The 19,049-nt window shown below is 66.0% G+C and carries 23 protein-coding genes; 16 read left to right on the forward strand and 7 right to left on the reverse strand.

All coding sequences use genetic code 11. The annotated features are described in order from the left end of the window. From AC07VS_RS21375 to AC07VS_RS21390, 4 genes are all read right to left on the reverse strand, one after another. A partial coding sequence (locus tag AC07VS_RS21375) for a CoA-transferase (protein ID WP_494751928.1) occupies nt 1–386 on the reverse strand: 386 nt, incomplete at its 3' end. Beyond that, entirely contained in the window at nt 387–1,115 is a 729-nt protein-coding gene (locus AC07VS_RS21380; RefSeq protein WP_494751929.1) for a 3-oxoacid CoA-transferase subunit A, read from the reverse strand. 49 nt (nt 1,116–1,164) lie between these two features. Further along, nucleotides 1,165–1,563 carry a nuclear transport factor 2 family protein gene (locus AC07VS_RS21385; protein ID WP_494657115.1) on the reverse strand — a complete coding sequence of 133 codons (399 nt, stop codon included), beginning with the start codon at nt 1,561–1,563 and terminating at the stop codon, nt 1,165–1,167. 5 nt (nt 1,564–1,568) lie between these two features. Next, nucleotides 1,569–2,546: a Bug family tripartite tricarboxylate transporter substrate binding protein gene (locus AC07VS_RS21390; protein ID WP_494751930.1), complete on the reverse strand. Its 978-nt coding sequence runs from the start codon at nt 2,544–2,546 to the stop codon at nt 1,569–1,571. A 154-nt stretch (nt 2,547–2,700) separates the two neighbouring features. Between AC07VS_RS21390 and AC07VS_RS21395 the strand changes: the two genes are divergently transcribed. The 5 genes from AC07VS_RS21395 to AC07VS_RS21415 are packed head-to-tail and all read left to right on the forward strand — an operon-like array spanning nt 2,701 to nt 6,830. Continuing rightward, nucleotides 2,701–3,282, forward strand: a complete 582-nt coding sequence (locus tag AC07VS_RS21395; protein ID WP_492346061.1) for a VOC family protein — start codon at nt 2,701–2,703, stop codon at nt 3,280–3,282. After that, nucleotides 3,279–4,781, forward strand: coding sequence for a bifunctional 3-(3-hydroxy-phenyl)propionate/3-hydroxycinnamic acid hydroxylase MhpA (mhpA, locus tag AC07VS_RS21400; protein WP_494751931.1), 1,503 nt, complete (start codon nt 3,279–3,281; stop codon nt 4,779–4,781). Before AC07VS_RS21395 ends, mhpA begins: the two co-directional genes overlap by 4 nt. Before the next feature lie 10 nt (nt 4,782–4,791). Then, nucleotides 4,792–5,544, forward strand: coding sequence for an IclR family transcriptional regulator (locus AC07VS_RS21405; protein ID WP_492346059.1), 753 nt, complete (start codon nt 4,792–4,794; stop codon nt 5,542–5,544). A gap of 19 nt (nt 5,545–5,563) precedes the next feature. After that, entirely contained in the window at nt 5,564–6,415 is an 852-nt protein-coding gene (locus AC07VS_RS21410) for a fumarylacetoacetate hydrolase family protein (protein ID WP_492346058.1), read from the forward strand. Further along, nucleotides 6,393–6,830 carry a PaaI family thioesterase gene (locus AC07VS_RS21415; protein WP_494751932.1) on the forward strand — a complete coding sequence of 146 codons (438 nt, stop codon included), beginning with the start codon at nt 6,393–6,395 and terminating at the stop codon, nt 6,828–6,830. The genes AC07VS_RS21410 and AC07VS_RS21415 overlap by 23 nt, the downstream gene beginning before the upstream one ends. A gap of 90 nt (nt 6,831–6,920) precedes the next feature. On the opposite strand, the gene AC07VS_RS21420 is transcribed toward AC07VS_RS21415, so the two are convergent. Beyond that, on the reverse strand, nt 6,921–7,826 hold the full coding sequence (locus tag AC07VS_RS21420; protein WP_494751933.1) for a LysR family transcriptional regulator: 906 nt from the start codon (nt 7,824–7,826) through the stop codon (nt 6,921–6,923). A gap of 106 nt (nt 7,827–7,932) precedes the next feature. Between AC07VS_RS21420 and AC07VS_RS21425 the strand changes: the two genes are divergently transcribed. Both AC07VS_RS21425 and AC07VS_RS21430 read left to right on the forward strand, forming a co-directional pair. Then, a complete protein-coding gene (locus AC07VS_RS21425) occupies nt 7,933–8,796 on the forward strand; it encodes an MBL fold metallo-hydrolase (protein ID WP_494751934.1) in 864 nt (287 codons plus the stop codon). Nucleotides 8,797–8,842: 46 nt separating this feature from the next. Then, nucleotides 8,843–9,493: a DsbA family protein gene (locus AC07VS_RS21430; protein WP_494751935.1), complete on the forward strand. Its 651-nt coding sequence runs from the start codon at nt 8,843–8,845 to the stop codon at nt 9,491–9,493. A 20-nt stretch (nt 9,494–9,513) separates the two neighbouring features. Here AC07VS_RS21430 and AC07VS_RS21435 read toward each other — a convergent pair whose 3' ends face one another. Beyond that, on the reverse strand, nt 9,514–9,846 hold the full coding sequence (locus AC07VS_RS21435) for a hypothetical protein (protein ID WP_494751936.1): 333 nt from the start codon (nt 9,844–9,846) through the stop codon (nt 9,514–9,516). A gap of 168 nt (nt 9,847–10,014) precedes the next feature. Here AC07VS_RS21435 and AC07VS_RS21440 point away from each other — a divergent pair, with 168 nt between their 5' ends. The 3 genes from AC07VS_RS21440 (at nt 10,015) to AC07VS_RS21450 (ending at nt 12,854) form a co-directional block, all read left to right on the forward strand. Next, nucleotides 10,015–10,491 carry a MarR family winged helix-turn-helix transcriptional regulator gene (locus tag AC07VS_RS21440; RefSeq protein ID WP_494657109.1) on the forward strand — a complete coding sequence of 159 codons (477 nt, stop codon included), beginning with the start codon at nt 10,015–10,017 and terminating at the stop codon, nt 10,489–10,491. Nucleotides 10,492–10,504: 13 nt separating this feature from the next. Further along, on the forward strand, nt 10,505–10,876 hold the full coding sequence (locus AC07VS_RS21445) for a c-type cytochrome (RefSeq protein ID WP_492346050.1): 372 nt from the start codon (nt 10,505–10,507) through the stop codon (nt 10,874–10,876). Between the two features lie 241 nt (nt 10,877–11,117). Further along, the gene (locus AC07VS_RS21450) at nt 11,118–12,854 is read left to right on the forward strand and encodes a tannase/feruloyl esterase family alpha/beta hydrolase (RefSeq protein ID WP_494752007.1); all 1,737 of its coding nucleotides are present in this window, start codon (nt 11,118–11,120) and stop codon (nt 12,852–12,854) included. Between the two features lie 46 nt (nt 12,855–12,900). On the opposite strand, the gene AC07VS_RS21455 is transcribed toward AC07VS_RS21450, so the two are convergent. Next, nucleotides 12,901–13,800, reverse strand: a complete 900-nt coding sequence (locus AC07VS_RS21455) for a LysR family transcriptional regulator (RefSeq protein ID WP_492346048.1) — start codon at nt 13,798–13,800, stop codon at nt 12,901–12,903. 152 nt (nt 13,801–13,952) lie between these two features. Here AC07VS_RS21455 and AC07VS_RS21460 point away from each other — a divergent pair, with 152 nt between their 5' ends. From AC07VS_RS21460 to AC07VS_RS21485, 6 genes are all read left to right on the forward strand, one after another. Next, nucleotides 13,953–15,044, forward strand: coding sequence for a porin (locus tag AC07VS_RS21460; RefSeq protein ID WP_494751937.1), 1,092 nt, complete (start codon nt 13,953–13,955; stop codon nt 15,042–15,044). 129 nt (nt 15,045–15,173) lie between these two features. Then, nucleotides 15,174–15,590 (forward strand): hypothetical protein, encoded by a 417-nt coding sequence (locus tag AC07VS_RS21465; protein WP_492346046.1) that lies wholly within the window; start codon nt 15,174–15,176, stop codon nt 15,588–15,590. Between the two features lie 145 nt (nt 15,591–15,735). Beyond that, entirely contained in the window at nt 15,736–16,524 is a 789-nt protein-coding gene (locus AC07VS_RS21470) for a MipA/OmpV family protein (RefSeq protein ID WP_494751938.1), read from the forward strand. Nucleotides 16,525–16,538: 14 nt separating this feature from the next. Continuing rightward, entirely contained in the window at nt 16,539–17,213 is a 675-nt protein-coding gene (locus tag AC07VS_RS21475; RefSeq protein WP_492346044.1) for a response regulator transcription factor, read from the forward strand. After that, nucleotides 17,200–18,603 carry a sensor histidine kinase gene (locus tag AC07VS_RS21480; protein ID WP_494751939.1) on the forward strand — a complete coding sequence of 468 codons (1,404 nt, stop codon included), beginning with the start codon at nt 17,200–17,202 and terminating at the stop codon, nt 18,601–18,603. Before AC07VS_RS21475 ends, AC07VS_RS21480 begins: the two co-directional genes overlap by 14 nt. Further along, on the forward strand, nt 18,588–19,049 hold the full coding sequence (locus AC07VS_RS21485) for a DUF4405 domain-containing protein (protein ID WP_494751940.1): 462 nt from the start codon (nt 18,588–18,590) through the stop codon (nt 19,047–19,049). The genes AC07VS_RS21480 and AC07VS_RS21485 overlap by 16 nt, the downstream gene beginning before the upstream one ends.

Raw genomic sequence — 19,049 nt, forward strand, 5'->3', positions numbered from 1 at the left:
GGGATGGCGCCCGGCTCGCCGGTGCTCCAGTTGGCCAGGTCGCCCGTGGTCGACACCTGGAAGGCGCCCAGCACACAGATGTCGAGGTGGCCGCCACGCATCATGGCAAAGCTGTCGGCATGGTGAAAGAAGGCGCCGCCCGGCAGCAGGGTGACCGGCTGCTTGCCGGCGTTGATGAGGTCGTAGTCCTCCTGGCCAGGGGCCGGTGCCGGGCCCATGCCCAGGATGCCGTTCTCGCTGTGCAGCACCACCTCGACACCTGCGGGCAGGTGATTGGCCACCAGGGTGGGCTGGCCGATGCCCAGGTTGACATAGGCGCCGTCGAAGATGTCCTGCGCGACGCGCTGGGCCAGTGCGGTCTTGCTGCGGGCTTGGGGGGGGCTCATTCAGGACTCCTGAGGCTGCGCGGATCGGAACCCGCCGGCTTGGGTGGTGGTGCGTCCGACCTTCACGAGGTGGGAGACAAAGATGCCGGGCGTGACGATGGTCTCGGGATCCAGCTGGCCCAGTTCGACGATCTCATGCACGGTGGCGACAGTGCGCTTGGCCGCGGTGGCCATCACCGGGCCGAAGTTGCGGGCGGCCTTTCGGAAGGTCAAATTGCCCCATCGATCCCCCGCCTCGGCCTTGATCAGGGCCAGGTCGCCCTGCAGCGGGTACTCCAGCACATGGCCGCGGCCATCGATCACGCGGGTTTCCTTGGGTCGGCCATCTGGGTTCATGGCCAGTGCAGTGCCGTAGCCTGTCGGGGTGTAGAAGGCCCCGATGCCCGCACCCGCCGCGCGCAAGCGCTCGGCCAGGTTGCCCTGGGGCACCAGCTCCAGTTCAATGCGGCCGCTGCGGTAAAGCTCGTCGAACACAAAGCTGTCGGCGCTGCGCGGAAAGCTGCAGACGATCTTGCGCACCCGCCCGGTCTTGAGCAGGGCGGCCAGGCCTGCGTGGCCATTGCCGGCGTTGTTGTTGACCACGGTGAGATCGCGCGTGCCGCGTTCGATCAGGCCCTCGATCAGTTCATTGGGAATGCCAGCGGTGCCGAACCCGCCGATCAGCACCGTGGCGCCATCCTGCAAGCCCTCCAGGGCCGCGGCCACGGAGGGCCGTTCTTTGTCGATCAAGGCTTGCTCCTGCAAATGGAAGAAGGTGAAAAGAGCGCGGCCATTTGGCTCAACGCGGCGTGGGCAGGCCGTGGTGGGCCACCAGTTGCCAGCGGGCGCCACTCGGTGCGCACGGCTGCGCCAGCCAGACGGTCATGAACAGGCTGTCCACGCGCAGGGCCTGCCCGGCCTTGAGCACGCTGGCACGCATGCGCCCAGTCACGATCAGCGTGCCTTCGTGCGCCTGGCATTGCAGGTCGTCCAGCGACAGGTCCTGGTAGCGCAGCTGTCCGTTGGTCAGCCGGGCCATCAGGCTGGCGCAGCTGTCGCGCAGTCCGCTGGAATGCACATACACCAGGCCGGGCGAAAGCAGGGCCTGCAAACCGGCGCGGTCGCCCGCCAGCAGGGCGGCGGCGCGCCCGGCCTCCAGCGCCTGGGCCTGGGCCAGCGGCTCAAGGGTGGGGCTCATGGCGCTCAGTCCAGCTTGAGGCCGGTGTGGCGGATGGCTTGGCCCCACAGCACGGCGTCCTGCTTCAGAAAGGCGGCAAAGGCTTCAGGCGTGTTGGCCTTGAGCTCGCCGCCATAGGAGCGCCACCGTTCGATCAAGGCCGGGTTCTGGGTGCTGGCCTTTTGCATGGCTGCGCTCAGTTTTTCCACGATGGGCTTGGGCGTTCCGGCCGGGGCAAACAGGCCGGTCCAGGCTGTGGGGCTGTAGTCCTTCAGGCCCAGTTCGGCAAAGGTGGGCACATCCGGAAAGCTGGGGTGCCGGCTGGTGCCGGTCAAGGCCAGCACCTTGAGTTTGCCGGCCTTCACGTTGCCCAGGGCGGTGGGCAGGGCATCGAACATCAGCTGAACCTGGCCCGAGACCAGGTCGGCATAGGGGCTGGTGGTGTTGTACGGCACAAAGTTCAAGCGCACCCCTGCGCTGTGGGCAAACCACTCGCCGGCCAGGTGCGAGTAGCTACCCACGCCGGAGGTGCCGGCCACCAGACCTTCGGGCTGCAACTTCAGCCGGGCCAGCACCTCACGGGCGTTGGTCTCGGGCAGGTTGGCATTGGCCAGCAAGGCGGTATTGAGCAGGCCCAGGATGCTGATCGGGGCGAAATCGCGCTCTGCGTTGTAAGGCACCTTGCGGTACAGGGCTGGCACCACCGAGTGTGAAGTGGTCGAGCCCATCACCAGGGTGTAGCCATCGGGGGCCGAGCGGGCAGCAGCATCCATGCCGATGGTCGACGAGGCCCCGGGGCGGTTCTCAACCACCACGGGCTGGCCTAGCACGCGTGTCAACTCGGCCGCGATTTCGCGGGTGTTGGCATCGGGGCCGGTGCCCGCGGCGAAGGGCGCAATGATCCGGATCGGTTTGCTGGGGTAGTCCTGGGCGCTGGCCGCGGGGCTGCTCAGCAAAGCCAGAGTGGGCAGCAAGGCGCCCAGGCAGCGGGTGAATAGGTTCAAGGCAAGTCTCCTGTTTTTCATGGTGTGAGTCTCTTTGTCGTTCGACGGCTGAATTCTGCAGTAAAAAACAATGAAATGTCAAAATATAAGAAAACAAAGATAAAAAACTGGTGCAGAATAAAAAACAGATGCCTACTTATCAAAAGGAGACAAGATGAGCATTCCTGTTCCGCCCTTGAGCCGGCCCGGCTCCCTGGTGTTCAGCCACATGGGCTTCTATGTGTGCGACCTGGAGCGCATGGCGCGCTACTACCAAGAGGTGCTTTGTTTCACCGAGACCGACCGGGGCGACCTGGGGCCGGTGCAACTGGTCTTCATGAGCCGCGATCCGGCCGAGCACCACCAGATCGTCTTGGCCAGCGGCCGCCCGGCCGATCTGGCGTTCAGCGTGATCAACCAGATTTCGCTGCGGGTGCCCGATCTGGCCACCCTGCGCGCGGTGCGAGCGCGCGTGGCGGCCGACAGTGGCAGCAGTGAACTGATCAGTGCCACCCATGGCAATGCCATCTCGATCTACTTCCGCGACCCCGAAGGCAACCGCCTGGAGGTGTTCATGGACATGCCCTGGTACTGCGAACAGCCACTGCGTGAGCCCATCGACCTGGATCAGCCGGACGAGCAGGTGTTCGAGCAGGCGCGCCAACTGGCCAGCAGCCGGCCGCGATTCCAGAGCCGCGCAGAGTGGCAGGCCGGAATGGCGCGGCGCATGGGGCGGGCCGAAGGAGGCGCAGCATGAGCAGCACACTTCACGACGTGGCCATCGTCGGTCTGGGGCCCGCCGGGGCGATGCTGGCCAACCTGCTGGGCCAGGCCGGGCTGTCGGTGCTGGTGCTGGACCGCGAGGCGGGCATCTACCCGCTGCCGCGGGCCATCCATTTCGATGGCGAGGTGATGCGGGCCTTCCAGGGCATCGGCCTGCGTCAGCAGGTGGAAGCGATCTCGCGTCCGGGCCTGAACGGCATGCGCTTCGTGAATGCTGACGGGGAGACCCTGATGATCCGGGGGGGCACCCAGTTGAATGGCCCGCACGGCTGCGCCAGCAACTACTACTTCAATCAGCCCGAGTTGGAGCAGGTGTTGCGCGAGGGCTTGCGCCGCTTCGAGCGGGTGCAGGTGCTGTTGCGCCATGAGGTGCTGGCCGTGCAGGACGAGGGTGAGCAGGTGCGGCTCACCGTGCGGTCGCCTGACCATGTCGAGCCCTTGAGCCTGCACGCGCGCTATGTGGTGGGCTGCGACGGGGCCCGCTCGATGTTGCGTTGCGCCATGGGCTCGCCCATGCATGACCTGGGCTTGCGTCAGCCCTGGCTGGTGTTCGATGTACTGCTGCGTGACAACGCGCCCGAACTGCCTGAGCACACGGTGCAGTACTGTGACCCGGCGCGCCCCATGACCTGGTGCAACGTCACGGGTCGGCGCCGCCGCTGGGAGATCATGGTGTTGCCCGGTGACGACCCGGTTGAGCTGGTCAAGCCCGAGTCGCTGTGGCGCCTGGTCAGCCGCTGGATGAGCCCCGAGCATGCCGAGATCGAGCGGGCCGTCATCTACACCTTCCAGTCCGTGATTGCCCAGGGCTGGCGTCAGGGCCGCCTGCTGCTGGCCGGCGATGCGGCCCACCAGACCCCGCCCTTCCTGGGGCAGGGCATGTGTGCGGCGATCCGCGATGTGGCCAATCTGGCCTGGAAGCTGCAGGCCGTGCTGGCTCGGCAAGCCCCGGACACGCTGCTGGACAGCTACGAGGCCGAGCGTTCGCCCCATGTGCACGCGTTCATCGAACTGGCGGTGCGCCTGGGCAACATCATCCAGACCACCGATCCCGAGCGGGCGCGCGTCCGCGATGCGCGCTTTCGCCAGGATCAGCCCGAGATCTTCGAGTTCCCGGCTCCCCGCATCGGCCCAGGCCTGTGGCGGGGCGAGGCCGCGCCGGTGGCGCAGATCTTCCCTCAGCCCCGTTTGGCCGACGGCCGCCTGCTGGACGAGGCCCTGGGCCAACGCTTCGCCGTGATCGGCCTCGCCCCGGCGCTGGCGGCGGCCTCGGCGGCCACCCAGGCGCATTGGCAGGCGTCCGGCGCGGCCGTGCTGGAGGCCGACGCCGGCCTGCAGGATTGGCTGCAGGCCCAGGCGGCACAGGCCGTGGTGTTGCGGCCCGACCGCTATATCATGGGCTTGGCCAAGTCGCCCGGGGAGTTGGATGCCATCACGGCTTTGATGCCCGTGGCGCCCCTCCAACCCCACTGACCCGAGCCTCATGACCGACAAATCCGATTCCAGCCTCGTGCGCATGCTCAGCGTGCTGGATCTGTTCTCTGACCGCCAGCTGAGCTGGAGCGCCGAGGCCATCACGGCCGCGCTCCAGGTCTCCCTGCCGACGGGCTACCGCTATGTGAAGATGCTGACGGACGCGGGCCTGCTGCAGCGTTCGGCCGACTCCCAGTACACGCTGGGACCGCGCATCATCATGCTGGATTACTACATCCGGCGCGCCGATCCGGTGCTGCAGCACGGTGTGCCCTTCATGCAGGAACTGGTCACCCAGACCGGATTTGATTGCGTCATCTCGGCCTTGTATGGCCAGCAGTTGCTGGACACCCACCGCGAACTTGGCACCGCACCCGCCAGCCTGAGTTATGGCCGGGGCCGGCCCCGTCCCCTGTTTCAGGGCGCGGCCCCGAAAGTCATTCTGGCCGGTCTCAGCCCGGCCCAGTTGCACCGCCTGTTCGACGAGCACCTCGATGAGGTGGGCTCGGTCGGACTGCCCACCAACTGGTCCGACTTCAGAAAGTACTACAGCGCTATCCGCAAGACCGGCTACTACTTCTCCAACGGAGAACTGGAGCCCGAGCTGGCGGCACTGGCTGCGCCGCTGTACCGCGCCGACGGCTCTGTCCTTGGCGCCATTTCCCTTGTCACGACCGTGCAGCGCATGGCGCTGGTGGACCTGCCCAAGCTGGCGCGTCTGCTCACCCGCGCCGCGCAGGAGATCACGGTCCGCATCCCCTAGCACCCCTACCGGAGTTCCCATGAAATTCGTCAGCTTCCTGAACCAAGGTGTTCCCAGTTACGGCCTGGTCCAAGGCGAACACGTGCTTGACCTCAAGCCCTTGTTTGGCGACCGTGCCCCCGACCTCAAGACGCTGATTGCCCTCGACCTGCTGGGCGCTGCTGCCGAGGCGGCCGGTCAGCACGCGGCCACGCTGCGCTTCTCGCAACTCACCCTGTTGCCTGTGATCCCCAATCCGAACAAGATCGTCTGCGTGGGCCTGAACTACGGTGAGCACGTGCGTGAGACGGGCAAGCAGGTCACCGAGTGCCCGGTGCTGTTTCTGCGCACCACCGAATCGCAGGTGGCCCACGGCCAGGACATCATCCGTCCGCCCGAGTCGCACCGCCTGGACTATGAAGGCGAGATCGCCATCATCATCGGTCGTGGCGGGCGCCGCATCAGCGAAGCGGACTCTTGGAGCCACATTGCCGGCTACAGCTGCTACAACGACGGCAGCATCCGGGACTGGCAGGTGGCCACCTCGCAATGGACACCCGGCAAGAACTTTTACCGCACCGGTGCTTTCGGCCCCTGGATGGTCAGTGCCGACGAGATCGCCCCCGATCAGCAGATGACGTTGGTCACCCGCCTCAATGGCCAGGAAATGCAGCGGGCCACCACCGACATGATGATTCACAGCATCCCACGCCAGATCGCCTACATCTCGGCCTTCATTCCGCTGGAGGCCGGCGACGTGATCGTGACCGGCACGCCGGGTGGGGTGGGCAACAAGCGCACCCCACCGGTGTTCATGAAGCCTGGTGACGTGGTCGAGATCGACATCGACGCCATCGGCGTGCTGCGCAATGGCATCCGCGACGAGGCCTGAGCCCGGGCTGGCCGCCTTGCCGCCCACACCGCCGGTGGCACGCCTGCTGGGGGCGCAGCCCCTGGCCCTGGACCTGGCGCAGGGGCGGCTGAGCGTGGCCTACGAGGCCACGGCCGCCTTTCTCAACCCGGCTGGCACGGTGCAGGGCGGCATGCTCTGCGCCATGCTCGACGATGTGACGGCCTGCCTGCTCGATGCCAGTCTGGCCGGCGAGGGCGTCGTCCTGACCCTGAACCTCAATGTGGCCTTCCACCGGCCCGCCCGCCCGGGGCCGCTGCAGGCCGAGGCCTGCTTCGTCCACCGAGGTCGCCGCGTGGCCAACCTCAGCGCCACCTTGTCCCAAGGTGGTCGGACGGTGGCCTCGGCCACGGCGGTGTGCCAGATCGGCGTGCGCGGTGCGGGGCCTGTGGCCTGAGACTTCAGTTGGAGGATCGGGTGGCGGTGGCCGCGCCGCTGCCACCCCCAGGGATTCCACGGGGCTTGGATTCCGAGGTTCTGCGCCGCGTCAGGGCGAGTGCGTCTGCCAGGGCGGGTTGGCGAAGCGCAGCACCAACTCATCGAGCAGGGCGCGCACAGCGGGTGACAGCTGCCGGCGCGAGGGGTACAGCGCCTGGATGGTGAGGGTGGGCAGTTGCCATTCGGGCAGCACGGCCTGCAGCCGGCCCGCCGCCAGCTCGGCGTGCACCAGGTAGCTGGGCAGCAGGGCGATGCCCGCGCCGGCCAGGGTGGCCTGCATCAGGGCGGTGGCTTCGTTGGCGCTGAAATACGCCGCCACGGCCACCTCACGGGTCTCATCGCCACGCGTCAGTCGCCACACATGCTTGCCAAAGTTGGCGTAGCTCAGGCAGCGGTGCCGGCCCAGGTCTTCGGGTTGTTCGGGCCGGCCCTGGCGGGCCAGGTAGCCTGGCGCCGCCACCAGGTGCGATTCGCAGGGCGCCAGGGGGCGGGCGATCAACATCGGGTCGGGGTCGCTGCTGATTCGGATGGCCAGATCCACCCGCGCCTCAACGAGGTTGAGGGCCGCCTCGCTGGCATTGAGGTCGATCTTGAGCTGCGGGTGCCGGCTCAGAAAATCGGTCAGCATCGCCGCCAGTTGCGCGTAGGCCAGCGATACGCTGCAGGTCACCCGCAGCAAGCCGCGCAAGGTGTCGCCATGGGTGTCGGTCTCCTCTTGCAGGCTGTCGACCAAGGCCAGCATTTGCTGGCATCGGCGCAGGCAGTTTTCGCCAGCGTCGGTGAGGGTCACCTGGCGGGTGGTGCGTTGCAGCAGGCGGGTGCCCAGCCATTGCTCCAGCTCGCCCACATGGCGCGTGACCATTGAGCGTGACATCTCCAGCGTGTCGGCGGCGGCGCTGAAGCTGCCGGCCGTGGCCACCTCGGCAAACACCCGCATGGCAGTGAGACGGTCCATGATTTGATCGATTTGTGCAACAGATATGCGCAGATTATCGGGTTTATCTGCGCGATTCAGGAAACTAAACTGCCAGTCATCCCAATCAACCACCAGGACCTTGCTCATGTTCCGCACCACCGTCATCGCCGCCACCCTGTCCCTGGCCTTTGCCGCCGCCGCCCAGGCCGAGCCCCTTCACCTGCAGGTCTATACCGCTGGGCCCAACAGCTTCAACGTCAACTCCACCCTGGTCTATGGCGCCAAGGAGGCGGTGGTCATCGACGCGGGCTTCACGCGCTCCGATGCCCTGCGCATCGCCGCCAACGTGCTCGACTCCGGCCGGCAGCTCAAGACCATCCTGGTCAGCCAGGCTGACCCTGACTATTACTTCGGTGTGGAAACGCTGAAATCCCTGTTCCCGGCCGCCGAGGTGGTGGCCACCCCTGCGGTGCTGGAGAAGATCCAGGCCAAGCTGGCCGGCAAGCTGGCCTATTGGGGCCCCAAGATGGGCGCCAATGCGCCGGTCACCCCGGTGCTGCCCAAGGCCCTGCAAGGCAACAGCCTGAGCGTGGACGGCGAAGTCATTGAGCTGCGCGGCACGCAAGGCCTGCTGGCGCACCGCCCTTATGTCTGGATCCCTTCGATCAAGACCGTCACCGGCGCTCTGGGGGTGTTCGGCCAGATGCATGTGTGGACGGCCGATACGCAGACGGTGGCCGAGCGGGCCGCCTGGGTGGCCCAACTGGACGAGATGGCGGCCCTGAAGCCGGAGGTGGTGGTGCCGGGCCACATGGCGGCCGCCACCCCGCTGACGCCGGCCAATCTGAGCTTCACCAGCACTTACCTCAAGACCTTTGAGCAGCAACTGGCCAAGGGCGCCAACAGCGCGGCGGTGGTGCAGGGCATGAGCCAGGCCTACCCGGGCTTGCCCGGCGCGATGTCGCTGGACCTGGGGGCCAAGGTCAACAAGGGCGAGATGAAGTGGTGAGCCGCTGAACGATCACGCCATCCCGTCAACCCAACCGGAGTGCCACATGAGCCAGACCGATCCCATCCAGGTTCGCTATTTCTTTGATCCGTTGTGCGGCTGGTGCTATGGCGCAACGCCTGCCCTCAAGGTGTTGCAGGGGCAAGCCGACATTGCGCTGACCTTGGCGCCAGTGGGCCTGTTTGCCGATCAGGCGGCCCGGCCCATGGACAGTGGCATGGCGGCCTATGCCTGGGCCAATGACCAACGCATCCAGGCCTTGACCGGTCAGGTGTTCAGCCCGGCTTACCGAGACCAGGTGCTTGGAGACGCTTCAAGGTCCTTCGATTCGGGGCCTGCTACCCGGGCTTTGAGTGCGGTGCAGATCACGGCCCCCGGGCGTGAGCTTGAGACCCTGCACGCGCTGCAGCATGCGCGGTATGTGGATGGTCTGGCCACCAGCGATGCTGCCGTGGTGGTCGCCCTGCTCGATGGCCTGGGCCTGCAGGCCGCGGCCCAGGCCTTGCAGACCGGCGATGCCGGCCTGTTGGCCCATGCCCGCGAGCGCATGCAAAAAGCCCGCAGTGCCTGGCAGCAACTGGGGCTTCAAGGGGTGCCGGCCCTGCAGGTGCAGGCCGCGGACGGCTCAAGGGTGGTCACCGGGCAGGTGCTCTATGGTGCACCCCAGGCCTTGCTCAGCCTGGTGCGGGGTCACTGAGATCCTCAGGTGCGGGCAGTTCACCAGGCGGTCAGGCGAAAGTCGTTCTCGAAGCGGGCGTCAAAGTCGCGCTCGCTGATGTGGTTGATGCGGGCGTCGCACTGGCTGGGCAGGGCCACGCTGCGGCGGCGCACATAGACCACGCAGCCCAGCAACCGCCATACCACCAGCCGTTCTTCGCGTGGCTCTGGAAAGGCCTCGCGGTGCGGGGCCTCCAGAAAATCCCGGTAGCGCAACTCGGCGGACAGCCAGCCCACACGACGGCGGCGGACCGTGCGATAGCGCCCCAGGTGGAGATGACGCCGCCAGGCCATCAGCAAGGCAAGGCCCAAAAGTGCCAGCAGATAAGTCATGGTTCTAACCTCCTTTCGAGGCGGGGTGAGGTGCAGATGGTCTGCCGGAAAATCAATATAAACAGTATATATAGTTTATACAGTTGTCAGCGGACCGGGGCCTATTGCCAACACAGCGGTACCGGCCTGGTCGCTCTGTCGTCGGGTCAACGCTAAACTCACCCGGGTATGCCCAGCACACGTGTTTCCGACCCCACCGGCCCCGGCCACCTTGATCACCATCGGCTCACCCGCCTGCTGGGTTATCAGTTGGCGCAGGCGTCCATCCCCACCAATCGGCTCTTCAAGTCGAACATCGAGACCCATTGCCAGCTCAACAAGCTGGAGTTCAGCCTGTTGATGCTGGTGGCCTCCAATGAACATGTCACGCCCAAACGCCTGTCGGTGGCGATGAATGTGCCGGGCCCCAACCTCACGCTGCTGCTGGGGCGCCTGGAAGAGCGGGGGCTGCTGCAGCGTGAGCGCAGCGAGACAGACCGGCGTGTGCAGCACCTGAGGCTGACCCCCGACGGCGAGGCGCTGGTGCAAAAGTTGGAAGCCATCATCGACCGCATGGAGGCGGATCTGCTGAGCCACCTCAGCCCGGGTGAGCGCACCCTGTTGTTTGAGTTGCTGGCCAAGGTCGCTGCACACCGCAAGGTCTGAAAGTGCCCCTGCCTTGATCCATCGAATCCGTCACCTCTGGCCCGCGGCGCTGACGGGGCTGCTGGGCCTGGCCTTGGCCGGCCTGTTGTGGGTGGCTTTCGGCGATGCGGGCAGCGATGTGACCGACCCGGGCCTGAGTCTGGCCCGTGGCCATGGTTGCCTGTCCTGCCATGGCCTGGTGCACAAGCAGGTGGGGCCGGGCTACGCCCAGGTGGCCCAGCGCTACCGCGGAGATCCCGAAGCCCCGGAGCGGCTGGCGGCGATCATCCGCGCCGGCTCGGTGGGGCGTTGGGGGCGCGTGATCATGCCTCGCCAGCCTGGTGTGACCGAGGTCGAAGCCCGTCAACTGGCCGCCTGGGTGTTGGCCCAGCCTGATCCCCACTGAATCTCTGTTTGTCTTTGGACGAGTGGCCCTTGCGTGGGTGACCACACGCCTGTGTGCACCGTGGCCTTTTCGCCTGGGGCACCTGTCCGGGTGCGCCGGATCGGCTTCCATCCCCTCTTCGATTCCTTCGCGTAATCCCTAGTTTTTGTGCAAAACTAATTACATATAGTAAGTATCTGGAAGGTCGTGAGTTGGACTTTCCCAAGATAAATCGCGAATTGACCCACGAGGAGACATGAAGATGCTTAATAAGGTAAATGATTCTGCCGCGTGCCGGTGGTTGCCCGCTGCGTTTGCTGTGGCGGTGCTTTCGGCCTGTGGCGGCGGTGGCGGCGGTGTGGTGATCCCCCAGTTGGGGGCCGCCACCGGTGCCAGCCTGAGCGGCACCTGCGAGGCCTTGGCCAGCAAGTTGGGCGCCCTGCAGAACACGGCCATCACGGGCACCAGCACCGTGGCTGCCGGCACCCTCACGGTGGGGGGGCAGGCCGTGCCGGCCCATTGCCTGGTCACAGGCAAGATGAACCAGCGTGTGAGCGCCGTCGATGGTCAGACCTATGCCATCGGCTTTGAAATGCGCTTGCCGGTCAACTGGAATGGCCGCTTCTTCTACCAAGCCAATGGGGGTACCGACGGCAATGTGGTCACGGCCACAGGCGGCTTTGGCGGGGGGCCCCAAACCCATGCCTTGCTGCAGGGGTTCGCAGTGTTGAGTTCGGACGCCGGACACACTGCGGCCCAGAACCCGACGTTCGGTATCGATCCCCAAGCTCGCCTCGACTACGGTTACCAAGCGGTCGGAAAGCTGACCCCGATGGCCAAAAACGTGATTCAACTGGCCTATGGCAAGGGCCCTGATCGGTCTTACCTGGGCGGTTGCTCCAACGGGGGGCGTCACACCCTGGTCGGGGCGGCGCGCTACAGCGACCAGTACGATGGCTTTCTGGCAGGCGCCCCGGGTTACAACCTGCCCAAGGCGGCCGTGCGCAGCATTTACCGCGGCCAGCAGTACGCCAGCCTGGTCACGGCAGGCAGCGACCCCAGTACCCCGGCCGGCCTGGGCACGGCCTACACCACCGCCGAGCGCACGATGGTCTCCAAGGCGGTGCTGGCCAAGTGCGACGCACTGGACGGCGCCACGGACGGGATGATCCAGGATGGCAAGGCCTGTCAGGCCGCGTTCAACATCGCCACCGATGTGCCCACCTGCACCGGCAGCCGCGATGGCACCTGCCTGACCACGGCTCAGAAAACGGCGGTGTCCAACATCTTCAAGGGCCCCACAACCAGCGCGGGCGCCGCCGTTTACAACAGCTTCCCGTTCGACAGCGGGCATGGGGGTGCCGGCGTGGCCTTCTGGGAGTTCACGGCGCCACTGCAGCTTGATTCGGGCGCCGTGGGCCTGATCTTCAAGACCCCGCCTGAGGCGGCAGCCACCTTCAACGGGCCGGCCTTCACCCTGGGCGCCAACATCGACACCCTGGTGGCCCAGATCAATGCCACCAACAGCACCTACACCGAGTCGGGCATGGGCTTCATGACGCCACCCAACCCGACCGACCTGTCCGGGTTGAAGAACCGGGGCGCCAAGGTGATGGTCTACCACGGTGTGAGCGATCCGATCTTCTCGGTCAACGACACCGTGGCCTTGATTGACGGCCTGAACGCTGCCAACGGAGGCGATGCCACCAACTTTGCCCGCCTGTTCAAGGTGCCTGGCATGAACCACTGCTCGGGCGGCCCCGCCACCGACCAGTTCGACATGATCACGCCCCTGGTGGCCTGGGTGGAGCAGGGCAAGGCCCCGGATCAGGTGGTGGCCAGCGCCCGGGGGGCCGGCAATGCGGGTGGCGTGAATGCCGATGTGCCCAGCACCTGGTCGGCCACCCGCACTCGACCGCTGTGCGCCTACCCCAAGGTGGCGCGCTACAACGGCACGGGGGACGTCGAGTCGGCCGCCAGCTTCAGCTGCCAGCCTTGATGCCCGAGGCGGGGGCCTGGCCCGAAGGGGCCTCTGTCGCCCGCCCTCAGACCGCCTGGATGGCCTGCACCAACAGGTCAGCCAGGCTTTGTGCTTCTGGATGCAGTCGGGCGCCTTTGTGAACAATCAGGCCCAGGGTGCGTGACACCGCGGGGTCGGTCAGGGCCACCCCTTTCAGGCCCGATTGAAGCGGGCCCTGCACGGCCAACGCCGGCAAGACAGCCGCCCCCAGCCCCGCTGCCACCAGGCTCAAGGCCCCGGTGACGTGGTTGACCTCGTAGCGGATGGTGGGGCGCATGCCGGTGCGTGCAATGGCACTGTCGATCAGCAGGCGGTTGCCGCTGCTGCTGGACACCGCAATCAAAGGCTCTTTGAGCAGCGTCTTCCAGGACACGCTGCGACGCCGGGCCAGGCCGTGGCTTTCGGGGACCACCACGACGTAGTCCTCGGTTCGGATGGGCACGAACTCCAGATCGGCCTCTTGGCTGCCCAGAAAGTTCACCCCGAAATCCGCATGGCCGTGCAACACGCTGTCCAGCACGGTCTGCGCACTTTCATCGATGATCTTCACCCGCACGCCTTCGTTCAGGCTGCCGTAGTGGGCCAGCACGGCCGGCAGGATGTGATGCGCCACCGAGGGCACGCAGGCCACCGTCACCTTGCCGGTGCGGGCCAAGGCCCGGGCCTCCAGGCCTTGGTAAGCCAGGCGCAACTCTTCCATCACGATCTGCGCATGGGCCTGCAACTGACGGCCTTCGTCCGTCAGTGCAACGCGCCGTGTGGTGCGTTGAAACAGCTGGCATTTGAGCTCCAGCTCCAGCTTCTCGATGCGGCGGCTGAGTGCTGGCTGCGAAAGGAACAGGCTCTCCGCCGCGGCCTTGAAGCTGGATTTTTCAGCCACGGCCAGGAAGGCCTGCAGTTCCCCTAATTCGATATTGATGCGCATGAAGCATTTATAAATCAAATTAATGCAATTGAGAAATAGCCGTTGACCCGGCATCATCACGCCGCTTTCGCGCGGGGACCGCCACGCCATGGCCGCTGCAGGCGGCGGAGCACATTCACCAAAACGATATCCCGGGAAACGAGGAGACTTGCATGACCAAGAAGAAGATGCCCCATCGGGCAGCCTATGCCCTGCCCACGCTGTTGTTGGGCCTGCTGGCCTCGGGCCTGGCTCAGGCCCAGAGCAGCGCCGTGGTCTACGGCATCATGGACGCAGGGGTGCGCAGCACCTCCGGCATGGACCCTGCCAATGCGCGCTCGGTGGGCAGTGCCAGCATGATCAACAGCGGCATCAACACCACCAGCCGCCTGGGCTACCGCGGCACCGAAGATCTGGGCGGCGGGCTGCAGGCCCTGTTCTTTCTGGAGTCGGGGCTGAACATCAACACCGGCGCCACCGCCAGCAGCAGCAAGTTCTTTGACCGCGGCGCCTACACCGGTTTGCGGGGCGATCTGGGTACCCTCACCCTGGGCCGTCAGAACACCTTGCTGGCCGACGCGGTGCTGCCGGTGGACCCCCTGGCCACCCGCTTTGCCAGCTTGAACTCGAATGTGGCGATTGCGGCGCTCAGTGCCCATCAATTGGGCATCGAATATGGTGCTTCGGGCTCCAGCACCGGCAGCTACCGGTTGGACAACTCGGTCAAGTACGCCTATGGCTTTGGCAACACCACGGCTCGGGTCATGCACGCGTTCGGCAACCAGGCCGACAGCAACAGCAAGCTGTCCTCGAACGGGGCCAGCATCGAATACAAGGCTGCGGATTGGCAGGCCATCGTGGCCTACACGCAGTTCAAGACGGTCACGGGCCTCACCCTCAACGGCTATGTCAGTGGTGTTGCCGTGCCGGTGGGGGCGGGCAGGCTCAACCTGACCTACAGCGGCCACACCGCAGACACCTCGGCCACGGCCAAGACGCGCAACCAGGTGCTGGGCCTGGGCGGCACCTGGCCCATCACGCCGCAGCTCGATCTGCTGGTCGGGCACTACCGTGTGAACCGGTCGCGCACGGCGGCACTCGATGACGGCTACAACCGGACCATTGCGTTCCTGGAATACAAGCTGTCGAAGCGCTCTCTGGTCTACCTTGAGGCCGACAACACCCGCTGGAAGCGCGACTACCAGGGCGCCGGTCTGAGTGCCACCAGCACCGGTATCTCGCTGGGGATGAAGCACAGCTTCTGAGGGCCCTCCGGGACTGCAGGTGGGCGGGTGGCTGGCGCTTGCTGCGCCAGCCACCCGGTTGCAGAATCCCCAGGCGTTAAACGGCCTTCGTTTTGGGAGGCCGCTGCGACCCGACGTCTGGAGCCCACCATGAATCCTTCCGATGACGAATTGGCACGCGCGATCCACGAGGAGATCGCTGCCGCCGCGATAGCGGCACGGCGCTTCGCGATCCGCAACTACTTTCTGGCCTATGCGGTGTCGGGTGTCATCGTGCTGGCCAGCATTGGCTCCGGCATCACCGTGGCCATTGCCGAGATTCCCAAGTGGTTCACGGCCTCATTGGCGGCCCTGCCCGCCGTCATGCTGACGGCCAGCACCGTGTTCCGGTTTGAGCAGAAGTCCGCCTGGTTCTGGAAGAAGACCAAGGCGCTGGATTCGCTGGTGCGCAAGATCCGCTACGAATCGATGGGCACCGTCGAGGCCAGCCAGGCCTTCAGCCGGATCGAAGAAGACCTGGAAAGCGAGTGGATTTCATTCGGCACGGTGGGCCGCAGTCAGGACTGATGGCGCTCGTCTTGCTGGCGTGCTGCCGCATTCAAAGGCTGTGCCGTGTGGCAGGGGCCATTTCGGGCAGGAGGGGCTCTCAGTAACGATGCGGTAAGTCGATGCGGGCGACCATGGGGCATCTTCTCTGTTTTGAAAGAACCTCATGAACGCATTCATCCCACAGATGGCACGGGCCGTGCCTTTGGCGGCCCTGGCCATGTGCCTGGCTTGTGCCCAGAGTGCACGGGCCGACGGTGCACCAGGCGATGCCGATCCCCCCTACGGCTGGGGTGTCGGCGGTGTGGTGTTCCCCCGGGTCCGGGCTTACAAGGACTTCAGGCACAAGACCGAAATCTTCCCCATGGTGACGTACGAGAACGCCTGGGTCCGGGTGTTCGGCCCGGGCCTGGAGTTCAAGCTCGGTCAGGCCGGGCCGGTGGCCTTCGGGCTCACGCTTGGCTACGGGGCCGATGAGGGTTACCAGGCCAAGGATTCGCCCACCCTGGCCGGCATGGCTGATCGCAAGTCCAGCTTCTGGGTGGGCACGCGGGTGGCCTGGCGCACCGAGCTGGCCAATCTGTCGGCCGAGTTGGCGGGCGACGCCTCCGGCTACAGCAAGGGGCAGAAGATCAAGGTCGGGGTGGAACGCCGCTTTAACCTGGGTGGCTTCGGCCTTGCCCCGCGGGCCCAATTGAGCTGGCAGGACCAGAAGTACGTGCAGTACTACTACGGCGTGGAACAGGCCGAAGCCCGAGCCGGCCGTGCGGCCTACCAGGCCAGCGGGGCCTTGAACACCGAATTGGCGGTGCGCCTGGACTACCGGCTGGCGCCCAATCAGACCACCTTTTTGGACCTGGGCGTGACCCGCCTGGGCTCGTCGATCAAGAACAGTCCGTTGGTGGACCGCTCGACGCTGCCCATGCTGCGCATCGGCTATCTTTATCGGTTCTGAGAGGGAGTCGCTTTGTGCAACGTGTCCTGCTGATCGAGGATCACCCCAGGCTGGCCAGCCTGATCAAAAGAGCCCTGGCCCAGGCCGGTGTCGAATGCGATGTGCTGGAGCGCATCGACCAGGGCTGGGCGGCACTTGAAAGCCAGGCCTACTCAGCGGCGCTGGTCGATCGCGGCTTGCCGGACGGCGATGGCCTGTCGCTGATCCGGCGCTGGCGTGACAGTGGCAAGCAACTGCCTTGCCTGATCCTGACCGCGCGCGACGCCTTGCACGACCGGGTTGCCGGGTTGGAGGGCGGCGCCGATGACTACCTCACCAAGCCCTTCCCGCTGGAAGAGCTGGTGGCCCGCACCCGGGCCCTGTTGCGCCGCGCACCGGAGCAGACCTCGCTTGAGCCCCGTTTCGCAGACTTGCAGGTGCAACCCCATAAGGCCTTGTTGGTGTGTGCTCAGCAATCGGTGCAACTGCCGCGCACCGAACTGCAGATCATGCTGACCCTGATCAAGGGCGGGGGCGACCCGATACGGCGCAGCGCCCTGGAGGCGGCGGCCTGGGGCTTGCAGGAGGCGGTCACGCCGAATGCGCTCGATGTGGCCTTGCATCGCCTGCGCAAGAAGATCCTGGCGCTGGGCTCGACTGTGAAGATCCAGAACCTGAGGGGGGTCGGCTATGCGCTTGAAGACCTGTAGATGGGCCGACCTCAGCCTCAGTGCCCGGCTGATGTGGACCTACCTCGTGGCCTGGTTGGTCACGCTGTCGCTGATCGCCCTGGCCATCGTCTGGTTTCTGCGCGGCGATCCGCTGCACTGGGTGGACCACTCCACCCTGGCCGTGGCCACTGAACTGGCGGAGCGCGTGCAGTTCGACGCGCAGGGGCTGCCGACCCAGGTGCTCATTCCGCAAGAGGTGCGATGGCTGTCCGATCTGGCGCCGCTGGATCTGGTCTATCGCGTCTTCGACGATCAGGGCCATGAACTGCTGTGGTCTTCTGAGCGGGCCCGGCAGGTCTGGCCCGGCGCCGCACCGGCCGCTGAACCGCACGAGACCCATGGGCGGGTCTGGGTCGAGGGTTTGCCGCTGCGTGTGCGCACCGTCGCCTTGCCCGCGCCAAGTCAGGGGGCGGACCATCTGTGGTTGCAGGTCGGACTCAGCGAGCGGCTGGTGGTTCTGTTCCATGCCGGCAACGGGACACGGCTGGGGGGGATGATGCTGCTCATGGCGGTGCTCTCGGTGCTGTTGCTGGGCGGGGTTCAGTTCTTTCTGTTCCGTCGTCTGCTGGCCCCCGTGACGCGGCTGTCCGAAGAGGCGGGCCGCATCCAACTCAGTCGCCCCGGCTTGCGTCTGGGCACCGAAGGGGTGTTTCGAGAGCTCAAACCCCTGGTGCTGTCGTTCAACGAGAGCCTGCAGCGGCTGGAGGACGCTTTTGCCCGGCAGCTGAAATTCCTGGCGGACGCTGCCCATGAATTGAAGACACCGTTGGCGCTGCTCAAGGGGCAGATGGAGCTGGGCGAAACCGATGCCCGGGCCTTGATCCAGGATGTCGATCAGCTCTCGCGCCAGGTCCAGCAGATGCTGGTGCTGGCCGAGGTGACCGAACCCCGCAGCTACCGCCATGCGGAGTTGGATTGGGAGGCCATCGTCTGGGAGGTGTGCCACTTTCTGGCTCCCCTGGCCCAGCGCGCCGGTGTCGGCCTGGTGCCCGACATCGAATCGGTGCCCCGGGGCGTGCGGGGCGACCACTCAGCATCGTTCGTGCTGCTCAAGAACCTGGTCGAGAACGCCATCGGCTTCGCGCCTGAAGGCTCCATGGTCAGCTTGCGGTTGCAGGCACAGGCCATCGTGGTGCGCGATGTCGGTGCGGGCATCGATCCGGCCGATTTCGCCCACCTCTACGACCGCTTCTGGCGCGGCCCCGGGCGGCGTGATGTGGGGGCCGGCCTGGGACTGGCGATCTGCCTCGAAGTGGCGCAGGCCCATGGCTGGCATCTGAAGGCGCGCAATGCTGAACCCGGGGCCGAATTCAGTCTGAACCTGCTGCCCGTCGCCTCGCCGGGAGGCGCGTCATGGTCCGCCGCCTGACGACCCCTGTGCTGCTGGTGGCCTTTCTGGGCATGGCCAGTTCAGGGCTGATGATGCTGATCGTGGACCAACCCTCGTTCACGCTGCGCATGCACCCGGTGCACAAGTTGTTCGGCATTGTGTTGGTGGCTGCCGTGGGGGTGCATCTGTACACCCAGGCAGCCACCCTGCGGCGCCACCTGAAGGCACCTGCCGCCCGCAGCGTGGCCGGATTGGTGTTGACGCTGTTGGTGATCTGCTACGCACTGGTCTGGATGAACCCCGTGGCGTCTGAACAGGCGCGGCAGCTCGACGACATGGCGCGTCGCATCGAGGTGGGTGAGGCCTGGGAGGCTTCCAAGGCTGCTTCGCCAACTGGCCAGACACCCGGGCCGGGCCTCGAACTCAAGTCGTGCGATGCGCAGGGCGGCGGGCGCCAGGTGCGCCCGCCCGATGGGCTGCTCTGA

This window comes from Curvibacter sp. GW821-FHT01G03, assembly GCF_059422285.1.